The following is a 13,218-nucleotide window of genomic DNA, read 5'->3' on the forward strand; positions in this document are numbered from 1 at the left end:
CGACAGCGCTATAGTTGCAGACAATGTCAATCAAATAGCTAATGATATCTTAGAAGATGCTAGGAAGAAAAAGTTTTAAATAATTAAACTAAACCCTTAATGGGTTTAGTTTGAGTGATATAAGATTTTAAGTGTTAAGATGATAGCTTATAATCAAATTACCTGAAAAATCATACCCATTACAATCATAACTTCAACAAATACTTCAAAAAAATATACAAAAAATAAATATAATTAATATCATTATAAATAAAATTATTCATAAAATATCCACTATTTAGAAAATGAATATCAATACTTTATATTATTTTATATATTTTTATTAAAATTAGAAAAAATTGGAAAATTTTATGAAACTTTTATAAAAAATTGTTATATAATACCTATTAAGTTCATAAACGAAACTTAAATAAAACCCACAAGGAGTACATCATGGGAACAAGAAAAGAACACGACTTTATTGGTGAGTTAGAAATTTCTGATGAAGTTTATTATGGAGTGCAAACTTTTAGAGCACTAGAAAACTTCAATATGAGTGGTAGAAGACTGCAAGATTATCCTTATTTTGTAAAAGCTTTTGCTCAAGTTAAAAAAGCAGCTGCTCTAGCTAACAAAGAAGTTGGAGTTCTTGATGCAGATAAAGCTGATGCTATTGCTAAAGCTTGCGATAGATTGATTGCTGGTGAATTTTTAGATCAATTTGTTGTGGATATGATCCAAGGTGGTGCTGGTACTAGCACAAATATGAACACTAACGAAGTTATCACAAATATTGCTCTTGAAAGTATGGGTCATAAAAAAGGAGAATATCAATACCTTCACCCAAATGATCATACAAATTTAGGTCAATCTACAAACGATACCTATCCAAGCTCAATCAAAGTAGCAACCTATGCAAAACTTAGTGATCTTTTAAAAGCTATGGAAGACTTAAAAGCTGAATTAGAAGCTAAAGCTAAAGAATACAAAGATATCATCAAAATGGGTAGAACAGAACTTGAAGATGCGGTTCCTACAACCTTAGGAAACACTTTCAATGCTTTTGCTAGCTATATTAAAAGTGATATTGAAAAGATCACAGCAGCTCGTGAATCAATGAGCTATTTAAATTTAGGTGCTACAGCTATTGGAACAGGAATTAACTGTCACCCTGATTATAAATTTGTGGTTGAGAAAAAATTAAAAGAAATCACTGGTGTTGATTTTAAACCTGCTGAAGACTTCATTGCAGCTACTCAAGATACAGCTGATTTTGTACATGTAAGTGGCGCATTAAAAACTGCAGCTGTAAGATTATCTAAAATCGCAAATGATTTAAGGTTGATGAATTCAGGTCCAAGATGCGGTCTAGCTGAAATTAGTTTACCTGCTATGCAACCAGGTAGTTCTATTATGCCAGGTAAAGTAAACCCTGTAATTTGTGAAGCAGTTGGCGAAGCTTGCTATGAAGTTATAGGTAATGATGTTACTATTATGCTTTGCTCTGAAAGAGGTGAATTTGAACTTAATGCTTTTGAGCCAGGCATTGCTTATGGGTTATTTAACTCGATCGTATTGCTTGAAAATGCAATGAAAACTTTAGCTGAAAAAGCTATTAAAGGATTAAAAGCAAATCCTGAAAACTGCAAAAAACTTGTATTAAATTCAATCGGAATCGTGACTGCATTTAATCCTGTTTTAGGTTATGAAAAATCTGCAAGTATTGCAAAAGAAGCTCTAGAAACTGGAAAAGCAGTAGGTGATATTTGTCTTGAAAGAGGCTATTTACCAAAAGAAAAAATTGATGAGATTTTAACACCAGAAAATATGTTAAATCCACATATGACAGAAAAAAGAAAAGCTTAATAACTTAGGAGTTTAATCATGGATATTATGATTATTTTACAACTTGTTGTCTTCCTTGGGGCAATATTCATAGGTATCCGCCTTGGCGGCATAGCAATAGGCTATGCCGGAGGTTTGGGTGTTGTTATTTTAGGTCTTGTTTTAGGCATGAAGCCAGGTAATATTCCTTGGGATGTTATTTTAATCATCGCTGCTGCTATTGCTGCGATTTCTGCAATGCAACAAGCAGGTGGCTTAGACTACATGGTAAAAGTTACTGAAAGAATTTTGCGTAAACACCCAAAATTCATTAATTATCTCGCACCAGCTTGTGGTTGGCTACTTACTATTTTAGCAGGTACTGGTAATGCAGTATTTTCATTAATGCCTGTTGTTATTGATGTTGCAAAATCTCAAAATATTAAGCCATCAGCTCCACTTTCATTAATGGTTGTTGCTTCACAAATTGGTATTACAGCTTCTCCAGTTAGTGCTGCTGTTGTTTATATGACTGGTGTATTAGAGCCACTTGGTTGGAACTATCCTGCATTAATTGGAATTTGGATTGTAACTACTTTTGCTGCTTGTATGATTACAGCTTTTATTGTAAGTTTAATTACTCCAATGGATCTTAGCAAAGACCCTGTATATCAAGAACGCTTAAAAGCTGGTCTTGTAAAAAGTGCTTCAGATGTTTTACATAGTGAAGATAAACCGGGTGCAAAACTTTCAGTTGCTATATTTTTATTTACGGTATTAGCAGTTGTTCTTTATGCTACTGCAATTTCTAATAATATTAAATGGATTGATCCTGTAGTTATCCCAAGAGATGCTGCAATTATGAGCTTTTTATTAACTGCTGCAACTTTAATTACATTCTTATGTAAAGTTGAACCTGCAAAAATTTTAGATACAAGTGTATTTAAATCAGGTATGACAGCTTGTGTATGTGTATTTGGTGTTGCTTGGCTTGGAAATACTTTCGTTGCAGGCCATGAAGCAGGTATTAAAGAAGTAGCGGGTGAATGGGTTAAACAAACTCCTGCTATGCTTGCAGTTGCTTTCTTCTTTGCTAGTATGCTTTTATACTCTCAAGCAGCTACTGCAAAAGCTATTGTCCCAGTTATCGTTGCTGCATTAGGAATTTCAGCTACAAATCCTGCAGATTCTTATATGCTAGTTGCTTGTTTTGCTGCTGTTTCAGCACTTTTTGTACTTCCAACCTATCCTACTTTATTAGGTGCAGTTCAAATGGATGATACAGGTACAACAAGAATTGGAAAATTTATATTTAATCACGCATTCTTTATCCCGGGTGTATTAGCTATTGCTATTGCTGTTTCATTAGGATTTTTAGCAGTAGGAATGCTTTAATGCTCTTGCTTTCCGCTTTTAGCGGAAAGTTTTCTTCTTTTACTTATTAACTAATTTTAAGTAGAATATTTTTTTAATTTTTAAAGAAATAAAATGGCAAAATTATCTTTAGATAGAAATAATATAAGAATCTTATTTATAGGTTATATACTTATAGCTCTTTTTGGCACTTTCATCCTTATGCTACCCATTATGCACACTAAACCAATATCTTTTTTAGATGCATTTTTTACTAGTGCTTCAGCTGTAAGTATGACAGGACTCATTGTGCTAAATACTTCATTAGATTTTAGTTTTTATGGACAGCTTGTTATTTTACTACTTATCCAAATAGGTGGTTTAGGCTATATGAGTATAGCCATGGCTTTATATATTTTAGTACGAAAAAAGATGAGTTTTGGAGAAAAAAATCTTTTAAGAGAATCCTTAATTTATCCTGGTGCTGATGGACTTGTAGGTTTTTTGAAAAAGGTTTTATTTTTTGTATTTGCTATTGAAATTGTTGGTGCTGTTTTATTATTTTTAAGATTTAAATTAGATATGAATTTAACTGATGCTCTATGGGCTAGTATTTTTCACTCCATTTCTGCTTTTAATAATGCAGGTTTTAGCATATTTGAAAGTGGCTTAATGCCTTATAGGGATGATTTTTGGATTAACTTTATCATTACCTCTTTGATTATTATTGGCGGTTTGGGCTATTTTGTATTGCTAGAATTATACTTTTTTTCAAAAAAACGCTTTGCTAGTCTAAGTCTGCATACAAAGCTTGTTTTAATTTCCACTATTATACTAATCATTTTTGCAAGTTTGATTGTGTTTTTATTTGAATATCATAACCCAAAAAGCATAGGAGAATTTTCTCTTTTTGATAAAATTATGAGTGCATATTTTACAGCGGTAAATTACCGAACTGCAGGATTTAATACTCTTGATCTTAGCACCTTTAAGGATGCAAGCTTATTTTTTGGATCTTTGTTTATGATTGTAGGTGGTGCACCAGGTGGAACTGCGGGGGGCATTAAAGTAACTACTATTGCGGTACTATTAATTTATGCATATTGGAGTATCAAAGATAGTAATGCAAGAATTTTTAACTTTGAAATTCCAAGCGAAACTATTAATAAAGCTTTCATTATAGCAGTAAGTTCAATTGTTTATATTATTACCTGCGTGTTGCTTTTATCTTTGATTGAAGATGATAAAAGTTTTTTACCTTTGCTTTTTGAAACAAGTTCAGCATTTGCCACAGTAGGTGTTTCAGTTGGCGATGGTGGGACCTTATCACTTAGTGCGCTTTTTAGCTCCGAAAGCAAACTTATTGTTATTTTACTAATGCTTAGCGGTAGAGTGGGCGTGCTTGCGTTTTTATTTAGTATATTTTTTAAAGAAAAAGAAAAATATTTAAATTACCCAAAAGGAAAAATCATACTATGAAAAAAGAAACTTATGGTATTATAGGACTTGGAAGATTTGGCTCTGTTTTAGCAAAAGAACTTATTGACCAAGGCAAAAGAGTTATTGTTTCAGATATTGATGAAGAAGCTGTTAAAGAGTTGCAAGATCATGCGGATTTTGCTTATATCTTAGATTCTACTCACACCATAGCTTTGAAAGAAGCGGGCTATTCAAATGCTGATGTTGTCATACTTAGTATAGGTGAAAATCTAGAATCAAGCATACTTACCTTCATGGCCTTAAAAGAAATAGGGGTAAAAAATATCATAGCTAAAGCAAATTCTTCTACACATGGACAAATTCTTTCAAAACTTGGGGTTAATAAAGTCATCTATCCTGAAAAAGAATCTGCAAAGCGTTTGGCTAAAATTCTTATCACTAATCCAAATTTTGAAATCATAGATCTTTCAGCCAACACCATAAAGGTAGCAAAACTTTTAATCGATGAGAATTTAGCGGGGAAAACTTTGCAATCTATTGGACAAAATTTAAAAGTCATTGCACACAAACAACATGATACTTGGAGCATTATGCCAAATCTAGAAAATACCGCTTATTTAAACGATATATTAATGCTACTTGGCACTCAAGAAGAACTTAATCAATATGATTATTGAAGATTTTAAATGCTACTTTTACTTTGCACTATCAATATGATAAATCTAGAAAAGAAACTCTAGTGTACGGCTACACAGACCCGATCCATATCCTAGGTCACTAAATTTTTAATGTCCTTGTAAAATAAGGACATTACAATGAATTAAATATAATCAAAAACTATACTTATAAGTATTCTTGAAAGCTAATTTAGAAAATATAAAAAATAAATATAACATTAAAAAGATATTTTAAGTGGTGTCAAGGGGGAGACTTGAACTCCCGACCTCCGGCTTATGAGACCAGCGCTCTAGCCAGCTGAGCTACCCTGACATAAAAAGAAGTTAAAATTATACTTTATTTTGCTTAACATTTTATAAAATACTTATTTTATAAATTTTATATATTTTTTAACTTTTTTGTGCTAAAAATATGAAATTATATTTAAAAAGGATTTTAATGCAAATTAGCTCAAGTTATGGCGGTGCCTTTTATACGCAAAATCCTTATCAAAACAAAGACAAAGAACAAACAAAAGAAAATATTTCTGAAAAAGAAAACCCACAGCAAACAAAAGAAAATAAAAACGATCAAGAAAAAGATGAAAAAACTCAAAAAGTTAATGGTAAAGACTTAAGTAGTGAAGAAGTAAAACAGGTACGAGAGCTTGAAAAAATCGACAGAGAAGTAAGGGCTCATGAAGCAGCCCACCAAGCAGCAGGTGGAGCCTTAGCAGGAGCTGCAAGTTTTGGCTATACAAGAGGTCCTGATAATAAAATGTATGCAGTTGAAGGAGAAGTGCCTATAAGAATGCAAAAAGGCAATACTCCTGAAGAAACTATAGCCAATGCTATGCAAGTAATTGCTGCAGCTATGGCACCAGCTGATCCTAGCCCCCAAGATTATAAAGTAGCAGCTAATGCTATGCAAATGCAAAATGATGCGCGCACCGAGCAAGCTAAAATAAAAGCAGAAGAATCAAAAGCTCAAAACGATAAAAATAAAGACGAAGACGATAAAAAAGCAAATCCAAATTCTAAAGCCATAAAATCATACACACAAAATTCATCACAAGATTACATAGGAAGTCAGTATAATAAAAGTGCATAGTGGCAGAGAGGAAGGGATTCGAACCCTCGGTGAGTTACCCCACACACGCGTTCCAGGCGTGCTCCTTCGACCACTCGGACACCTCTCTAAAAATGAAAATTATAACTTATTTTTTTAAATTTATACTAAAAAAGGGATTTTATGAAGCTTTTTTACTCTTGTTTTTATCTTTTTATTTTACTTTTTTTAAGTGCTTGTTCAAATCATGCTAATGTTAATTTATCTTATGAAAAAGCCTTTGTAAACAAACAATGCGATGAAAATACTTTAACTTTAAAAAATGCAGACAAAGACACTATATACACAGGGTTAAATTTAGCCTCTTTAGCAAGAGTTTGTAAAGATTATGAAAAAAGTAATGCTTTTTTTGATAAAGCAGAAGAGGCTTACAAATATGATGTAGATTTACAAAACGGGCTTCAGAAAGCCACAAGAAATTTTAGCGAAATTTTACTTAATGACACCATCAATGATTATCAAGGTTATTTTTATGAAAGGATTATGCTAAATACCTACAAAGGTTTAAATTATATGAGCTTGGGAGATTTTAAAAATGCAAGAGTAGAGTTTAATAGAGCTTTATACAGACAAGATAGAATGAAAGAATATTTTTATGATTATATACAAAAAGCTCAAGAAGAATACCAAAAAGAACTTCAAAAAGATAAAAAAACATATGCGAGTTTTCAGCAAAATTTAAACCCTATCTATAAACAATATGATAATCTTCTTAGCACATTTAACGCAAATAAAAATTATACTAATATCTATGCTAGTTATCTTAGTGCTTTATTTTTCTTTTTTGATAAAGATTATATTAAAGCTTATGATCTTTTAAAAGAAGTAGCATTAAGCGATGTAAAAAACAAACAACTTCAAAAACAATTTCAAGTATTTGAAAAATTCACTCATTTAAAAACATCCTTCCCTCAACAAAAATATATTTTTATCATTTATGAAGATGGTTTTAGTGCTACAAAAGAAGAATTTGATCTTACCCTGCCATTTGTTTTTAATGATAATCTTGCAAATATTAGTGTAGCTTTTGCTTATTTAAAATCAAGAAATGCTTCTTATAAATTCTTGCAAAGTCAAGATGAAAAAACACAAAATTTAATTTATTTTGATGATATTATAGCAAGTGAATTTAAAACTCTTTTACCCTCTATGGTGATGAAAACCCTAGCCTCAAGCGCTCTTAAAACTTCAATTAATTTAGCCATAGCTAATAATGATTCTAGTGGCTTTTTATCATTTATTAGCGCTGTTAGCACTGCTTTAATCAATAAAGTAGATCTTAGAATGTGGCAAGCTTTACCAAAAAGTGCTAGTATTTTAATGCTAAAAAATGAAGGTTTAGTTAAAATTTATAATGATAAAGAAAAAATAATCTTTGAAGATGAGCTGGAAAAAGATAAAAATTATATTGTGCTTATAAGATCTTTTGTGCCAAATTCAAATATTATTTACAAAATTAAAGAAAAATAAGGAGATAAAATGAAAAAAAGTTTATTTTTTATGGTTTTTGCGCTTTTGATTTTCAGCGCTTGTTCTTCACAACCAAAATATACTGATGGTAAAGCTTCGCAAAAAGTTCAAGGAAACGCACTTACTTTAGGACTTGATAGAGAAGATTTTGAAAAAACTGCTGAAGATATGATACAAAGCTTGCTTAGTGATCCTGCTTTTGCAAATTTAAATAGCTCTAATAGAAAAGTTATTGCCATAGGAAAAATCATCAATGACACCCCGCAAAGAATAGACACAGATAAACTCACTTCAAAAATTACCATAGCATTAAGAAAATCTGGTAAATTTATACTAACAACTGCTGTAGCAGCAGGTGGAGCAAAAGATAGTTTATCTCATGATGTAAGAGATTTAAGAGACAATGAAGAATTTAATCAAAATTCCATAGCCAAAAAAGGCACACTTTTGGCCCCAAATTTCTCACTTTCTGGTAAAATCAGACAAGATACTGTTAAACTTTATAATGGCAAAATCCAAACTGAATATTTTTTCCATTTAATTCTTACAGATTTAACTAGCGGTTTAGCTTTTTGGGAAGATGAAAAAACTATTGATAAAACAGGTAAAAGCAAGAGTGTAACATGGTAAAAAAACTACTAATTCTTTTTTTCGCTCTTGTTTGTTTTTGTCAAGCACAAAGCGCTTTAAACAAAGAAAGTTATGGTGAGGGTTTTGGAAATACAAGAAGTGAAGCAATAAAAAATGCCATCAATGAAGCTCTTGGGAAAATGGAGGACTTAAAACAAGTTAAGCTTAAAAAATTCGAATTTAGCTTTAATGGAAATTTCAATATAGGATATGATGAAGAAATAGACTTAGTTAGCAATGGAGTTTTTAATAGCTATGATATTAAATCTTTAACTCAAACAAATCAAAATGAATTCCATGCAAAAGTTGTAATTTACAAAAAACTTTATAGTGAAAAAAATCTTGAAGATAAAAGTTCGCTAATTATCATCAATAAAGTTAAAGATGAACTTTCGGCTAAATTTGAACAAGAGCTTTTAAGCGTTTTGCTCCAAAGTAAAAAATTTAGAATTTTAGATAGAGCAAATCTTGATCTTTATAATCAAGAAAAATCTTTACTTATAAAAAATGCAAGCGATGATGAACTTGTTAAGCTTTATAATGTTTTAGGGGCTGATTTTTTACTTATTTTAAATCCTAAAATAACACAAACACAAAATGAAATTAACACTCAAACTTATAATATTAACATTGATTATCGTTTGATAGAATTTGCTACAACTCAAATCAAAGCTTCCAATACCCTAGAATTTAAAATGAGTTCTACAAGCAAATCAAGCAAACAAAAAGCCCTTAGAGGTATAGCTACAAAAATTACCGAAGATATTTTTAAACATTCTAAAGACAATGACAAAGAAGAAGAAATAGAACATGGTTTGGATGCAAACTATCAAATCAACAATGAAGGTGGAGTTAATTTAGGTTTTTAAAATGCAAAAAGCATGGGATATTAATGCAAAATTTTGGGATGTACAAATGGGAGATGATTCTAATGAATTTCATAAAAAAGTTGTGCGTCCTAAAGTTGAAGAATTGCTAAACATACAAGATGATGATTATATTTTAGATATTGCTTGTGGAAATGGAAATTTTTCCGCTTATATGTGCAAAAAATACAACATAAATGTTTATGCTTTTGATTATAGTGATCAAATGATAAAATTAGCAAAACAAAGATGGAAAAATTTTTTACACAAAATTCATTTTCAAACCATAGACGCTAGCGATGAATTAACTTTGCAAAATTTAGCTAAAAAACACACCTTTAGCAAAGCTGTTTCAAATATGGCTATCATGGATATGGAAAATATCCAGCCCTTATTTAAAAGTCTTTATTTTCTACTAAAAGAAAATGGAATTTTTGTTTTTGCTACTCAACATCCTTGTTTTGTAACATTAACTAAAAAATATCTTAGTCCGCATAATTATCTTGGGTATGCATTTGAAAAACAACCTGTAAAACATCACTACTACCACCGTTCTTTAGAAGAAATTTTCAACACTTGTTTTAAAAATGGTTTTATCATAGATGGATTTTTTGAAGAACCTTTTTTAGATGAAGAATTTCCTGAAATTATAATTGTCCGAGCAAGGAAAATCAGTTTTTAAATTGCAAAAACTCACATCTTTTGCAAAGATCCGCTTTTAAAATTCCTTGCTTGAAGCCTTCTTTTAATTCTATATATAAAGACGAATTTAAAAGCTCGCTAAAATCTTTTTCAAAACAATTTCCAAGTTTTATATCCCCTTTAGTATCCAAACAACAAGGCACTAAAGTTCCATCGCTTAAAATAGCAATTTGTCCATTTAAAGCATGACAACACCCATTCTCCCTAATAACCTCATCTTTCAAAGAAGGCCATTTAAAAAGCCTAGCTTGGTGTAATATAACATGCCTTTCTAGGCGATTTTTAACTTTTTGATTTTGAATTTTTATTTTAAAAATTTGTTCTAAAAAATCATAAATTTTTTCATTTTCTAAAGGTGGATTAAAATTTTTATCTAAATTCCAAAGTCTTAAGTTGATAAAAGAATTGTTTTTATTTTCCAAGTGCAAAAAAATAAGTTTTAAAACAGGCTCAAAGTATTCTTTTAAGCTCATTTTACTTTGAGATAAAAAAGCACCCAAAGAGATATTAATTTGGTGTATATTTTTAAAACTTAAAGCAAGATTGATTTTTTCTTCATCAAAATAAAACCCACTCGTAGTAAGCTCTATTTGCATATTAAATTTTAAAGCTATTTTTAAATACTCTTTTAAATTTAAAATCCTTAAAGGATCTCCAAGCACATGAAATGTAAAAAACTTGGCATGATTATGTACGCTTTTACAAATTTTTTCAAAGTCTTCAAGGCTCATTTGTTTTCTTTGGGCTTTTTGACTAGGACAAAAATCACATTTTAAACCGCAAATATCACTTAATTCTATATAAATTTTCTCAAAATACATAATCACTCTTTTTAAAAAGCTCAAATGCTTTTAAAGCAAGTTTTGAAAGCGTGATATACTCTAATTCTTTATAAGCAAAAGCTTTAGCTTTTAAATCTTCAAAATCATCATCTTTTAAAAAATACACCTTGGCATTAATTTTATATTTGGTGTAAGAGTGTTTAAATTCACCTATAAATTTTGCATTTTTTTCTTTATTGTATTCTAAAAAATTATACATATTAAAATATAGCTTTTCTTTACTTTTGATAAGCAAAAACTGCTCATTTTTTTGCACTATGAGTATATTTAAAATAATATTTTCATATTGAGTTTTTTTAGATACATGAAATTTTTCATATTCATTTTTTCCACTACAAAAACTCTCTATGGGGCAAAGCTTGCATTTTGCATTTTTAGGTAAACAAATCAAAGCCCCTATATCCAACAAAGCTTGATTATGATCAAATGCATTATCATAGTTTAAAAACTCTTTTGCTTTTTGCGTTAAAAGTTTAGAGTTTGGATTTTGCAAACTATAAAATCTACTCAAAACTCTTTTAATATTTGCATCCACAAAAGCTTTAGCTTGTAAAAAACCAAAACAAGCTATAGCACCAGCTGTATATTCTCCAATACCAGGAAGTTTTTGAAGCTCTTTTATGTCAAATGGTAATTTTGCATTAAATTCTTGCACACAAATTTTTGCACATTTATGTATATTCCTAGCTCTAGTATAATACCCAAGTCCTTGCCAAGCTTTTAAAACCTCATCTTCGCTTGCCATAGAAAGCGCTTTTAAAGAAGGAAATTTAGCTAAAAACTGAAAATAATAATTTTGCAAAACACTCTTTACTTGAGTTTGTTGTAACATAATCTCGCTAATATAAACAGCATAAGCATTGTCAATATTTTTTAGCTTTTTTAAATCATCCTCGCTACCATATTTTCTATATTCTTTATGCAAAATACGCCAAGGAAGGTTTTTTCTACCATTCTCGTTATACCATTTTAAAATACTTTCATGAATTTTTCGCATTAAAACTTTCTTTGTTTTTAAAAATTATACAATCTATTCTTAAAAGCTTTATGTTAAAATTAAAAAAATATTTTTAAAAAGGAGTAAAAATGAAAAGTTTTTTAAAAGGTTTAGGATTAGGATTACTTTGTTTAGTATTGTTTGTACTAGGAGTAGTTTTTAATACTGAATTTTTAGGTTTAAAAAATCATAATAAACAAAATGTAGAATTTTCAAGAAATATAGAAGTATCAAATGAAATCATGCCAAATGTTTTTAATGCTGTTTTAAATTTTAGCGCGAGCGAAGAACTTAGTAAAAAAACTATCATCTCTAGTGATGAAAAAAATCATATTGCTAAAACTTTCAAAGAAATTTCAGATCGTATTGCCAAAGAAGACTATTGTAAAGGTGGAAGTTATACTTTAGAGCCAAGTTATAATTATTATCAAGGAGTAAAAACACTTAATGGGTATAGATTGTATTCTAATTTCACTTGTCAAATCCCACAAAATAAAAATAAAGACTATGAAAATCTTATAAAAGATATAGAAAATATCAGCAATACTAATACTTTAATTTCTTTTAATACTAAAGCCTTGCAAGCAGGATTTGACGAAGCAACCTTAGAAGCAAACAAAGAAGATTTATACGATCTTGCGTTTAAAAAAGCTTTTGAAAAAGCTCAATATTATTCTAAAACTTTAACAAAAACTTGCATAGTAAAAAATGTTCATTTTGATAGTTGTAATATCAAATACAATTCTCCAAGTTTAGCAGCTAGTGCAGATAGTGTAGTGCTTCCTGTTATTAAAAATGAAAAGCAAAGCTTAAAAGCTAATGTGCTTTTTGTTTGTCAATAAATTTTATTTTGGCTTTATCTTGGGTTTTTATAATTTCTCATCATTAATTTAAAGGAGAAAAAATGAAAAAAATTATAGGTTTATTTATTATGGGCTCTTTAGCAGCCTCTTTAGCATTTAGTGCTGATTTTTCCAAAAAAAGCAATGATGAAATTTTAAATCTTGCAAAAAGCGTAAAAGCACAAGATCAAGCTGACTTAATTATAGAAATGAAAAAGAGAATGAATGAGATGAAATACAAAGACGCAAAAGTTTTTCATCAACAATTTAAAAGTAACTTACGCGAAAACATCTCTAAACTTTCTCCTCAAGAAAGAAGTCAAAGAAAGGCTATCGTTCAAGAAGATATGCAAAAACTAACCGATGAAATGAGTGGCAAAGAAATACGAGATTTAAATTTACATCATTATAACAAAAATGAACACAAAGCCCATAAAATGAATCATCAAGGGCATGGTGCAAATCATGGAAATTGCTCAATGAGATAA

At 29.9% G+C, this 13,218-nt stretch carries 13 protein-coding genes and 2 tRNA genes; 11 read left to right on the forward strand and 4 right to left on the reverse strand.

The features are described 5' to 3' along the window. Positions 1-432 precede the first annotated feature (432 nt). The 4 genes from L8V85_RS02060 (at position 433) to L8V85_RS02075 (ending at position 5,273) form a co-directional block, all read left to right on the forward strand. On the forward strand, positions 433-1,845 hold the full coding sequence (locus L8V85_RS02060) for an aspartate ammonia-lyase (RefSeq protein WP_258108252.1): 1,413 nt from the start codon (positions 433-435) through the stop codon (positions 1,843-1,845). Positions 1,846-1,863: 18 nt separating this feature from the next. Further along, entirely contained in the window at positions 1,864-3,198 is a 1,335-nt protein-coding gene (locus L8V85_RS02065; RefSeq protein WP_133319185.1) for an anaerobic C4-dicarboxylate transporter, read from the forward strand. Between the two features lie 93 nt (positions 3,199-3,291). Then, positions 3,292-4,635, forward strand: a complete 1,344-nt coding sequence (locus tag L8V85_RS02070; protein ID WP_133319184.1) for a TrkH family potassium uptake protein — start codon at positions 3,292-3,294, stop codon at positions 4,633-4,635. After that, positions 4,632-5,273 (forward strand): potassium channel family protein, encoded by a 642-nt coding sequence (locus tag L8V85_RS02075; protein WP_133319183.1) that lies wholly within the window; start codon positions 4,632-4,634, stop codon positions 5,271-5,273. Before L8V85_RS02070 ends, L8V85_RS02075 begins: the two co-directional genes overlap by 4 nt. A gap of 236 nt (positions 5,274-5,509) precedes the next feature. On the opposite strand, the gene L8V85_RS02080 is transcribed toward L8V85_RS02075, so the two are convergent. Beyond that, positions 5,510-5,586: transfer RNA gene (locus L8V85_RS02080), tRNA-Met, on the reverse strand. Between the two features lie 126 nt (positions 5,587-5,712). On the opposite strand from L8V85_RS02080, the gene L8V85_RS02085 reads away from it, so the two are divergent. Next, positions 5,713-6,363, forward strand: coding sequence for a putative metalloprotease CJM1_0395 family protein (locus tag L8V85_RS02085; protein ID WP_220567041.1), 651 nt, complete (start codon positions 5,713-5,715; stop codon positions 6,361-6,363). On the opposite strand, the gene L8V85_RS02090 is transcribed toward L8V85_RS02085, so the two are convergent. Further along, positions 6,364-6,451: transfer RNA gene (locus L8V85_RS02090), tRNA-Ser, on the reverse strand. It lies immediately after the preceding gene. Between the two features lie 53 nt (positions 6,452-6,504). Here L8V85_RS02090 and L8V85_RS02095 point away from each other — a divergent pair. Genes L8V85_RS02095 through L8V85_RS02110 form a run of 4 tightly spaced genes read left to right on the forward strand, consistent with a single transcriptional unit; the run spans position 6,505 to position 10,029 of the window. Beyond that, positions 6,505-7,851, forward strand: coding sequence for a hypothetical protein (locus L8V85_RS02095; protein WP_263737380.1), 1,347 nt, complete (start codon positions 6,505-6,507; stop codon positions 7,849-7,851). Positions 7,852-7,860: 9 nt separating this feature from the next. Then, positions 7,861-8,481 carry a penicillin-binding protein activator LpoB gene (gene lpoB, locus L8V85_RS02100; protein WP_133319180.1) on the forward strand — a complete coding sequence of 207 codons (621 nt, stop codon included), beginning with the start codon at positions 7,861-7,863 and terminating at the stop codon, positions 8,479-8,481. Then, complete coding sequence (locus tag L8V85_RS02105) at positions 8,475-9,350, forward strand: CsgG/HfaB family protein (protein ID WP_263737381.1); 876 nt, start codon at positions 8,475-8,477, stop codon at positions 9,348-9,350. The genes lpoB and L8V85_RS02105 overlap by 7 nt, the downstream gene beginning before the upstream one ends. A 1-nt stretch (position 9,351) precedes the next feature. Further along, positions 9,352-10,029 (forward strand): class I SAM-dependent methyltransferase, encoded by a 678-nt coding sequence (locus tag L8V85_RS02110; protein WP_259443360.1) that lies wholly within the window; start codon positions 9,352-9,354, stop codon positions 10,027-10,029. Here the strand turns inward: L8V85_RS02110 and L8V85_RS02115 are convergent. Next, complete coding sequence (locus L8V85_RS02115) at positions 10,019-10,870, reverse strand: radical SAM/SPASM domain-containing protein (protein ID WP_263659147.1); 852 nt, start codon at positions 10,868-10,870, stop codon at positions 10,019-10,021. The two genes, L8V85_RS02110 and L8V85_RS02115, sit on opposite strands and share 11 nt — an antisense overlap. Next, positions 10,860-11,888: an A/G-specific adenine glycosylase gene (gene mutY, locus L8V85_RS02120; RefSeq protein ID WP_263737382.1), complete on the reverse strand. Its 1,029-nt coding sequence runs from the start codon at positions 11,886-11,888 to the stop codon at positions 10,860-10,862. The genes L8V85_RS02115 and mutY overlap by 11 nt, the downstream gene beginning before the upstream one ends. A gap of 89 nt (positions 11,889-11,977) precedes the next feature. Between mutY and L8V85_RS02125 the strand changes: the two genes are divergently transcribed. Then, complete coding sequence (locus tag L8V85_RS02125) at positions 11,978-12,730, forward strand: SIMPL domain-containing protein (protein WP_133319177.1); 753 nt, start codon at positions 11,978-11,980, stop codon at positions 12,728-12,730. A gap of 62 nt (positions 12,731-12,792) precedes the next feature. Further along, the gene (locus L8V85_RS02130) at positions 12,793-13,218 is read left to right on the forward strand and encodes a DUF1104 domain-containing protein (protein WP_258108242.1); all 426 of its coding nucleotides are present in this window, start codon (positions 12,793-12,795) and stop codon (positions 13,216-13,218) included.

Origin of the sequence: Campylobacter sp. IFREMER_LSEM_CL2090, from assembly GCF_025771865.1 — a bacterium.
In the GTDB taxonomy this organism is placed as follows: domain Bacteria; phylum Campylobacterota; class Campylobacteria; order Campylobacterales; family Campylobacteraceae; genus Campylobacter_D; species Campylobacter_D lari_D.

Coding starts and splice junctions, on each gene's coding strand:
- L8V85_RS02060 (WP_258108252.1), top strand. CDS start 433: ATGGGAACAAGAAAAGAACACGACTTTATTGGTGAGTTAGAAATTTCT.
- L8V85_RS02065 (WP_133319185.1), top strand. CDS start 1,864: ATGGATATTATGATTATTTTACAACTTGTTGTCTTCCTTGGGGCAATA.
- L8V85_RS02070 (WP_133319184.1), top strand. CDS start 3,292: ATGGCAAAATTATCTTTAGATAGAAATAATATAAGAATCTTATTTATA.
- L8V85_RS02075 (WP_133319183.1), top strand. CDS start 4,632: ATGAAAAAAGAAACTTATGGTATTATAGGACTTGGAAGATTTGGCTCT.
- L8V85_RS02085 (WP_220567041.1), top strand. CDS start 5,713: ATGCAAATTAGCTCAAGTTATGGCGGTGCCTTTTATACGCAAAATCCT.
- L8V85_RS02095 (WP_263737380.1), top strand. CDS start 6,505: ATGAAGCTTTTTTACTCTTGTTTTTATCTTTTTATTTTACTTTTTTTA.
- lpoB (WP_133319180.1), top strand. CDS start 7,861: ATGAAAAAAAGTTTATTTTTTATGGTTTTTGCGCTTTTGATTTTCAGC.
- L8V85_RS02105 (WP_263737381.1), top strand. CDS start 8,475: ATGGTAAAAAAACTACTAATTCTTTTTTTCGCTCTTGTTTGTTTTTGT.
- L8V85_RS02110 (WP_259443360.1), top strand. CDS start 9,352: ATGCAAAAAGCATGGGATATTAATGCAAAATTTTGGGATGTACAAATG.
- L8V85_RS02115 (WP_263659147.1), bottom strand. CDS start 10,870: ATGTATTTTGAGAAAATTTATATAGAATTAAGTGATATTTGCGGTTTA.
- mutY (WP_263737382.1), bottom strand. CDS start 11,888: ATGCGAAAAATTCATGAAAGTATTTTAAAATGGTATAACGAGAATGGT.
- L8V85_RS02125 (WP_133319177.1), top strand. CDS start 11,978: ATGAAAAGTTTTTTAAAAGGTTTAGGATTAGGATTACTTTGTTTAGTA.
- L8V85_RS02130 (WP_258108242.1), top strand. CDS start 12,793: ATGAAAAAAATTATAGGTTTATTTATTATGGGCTCTTTAGCAGCCTCT.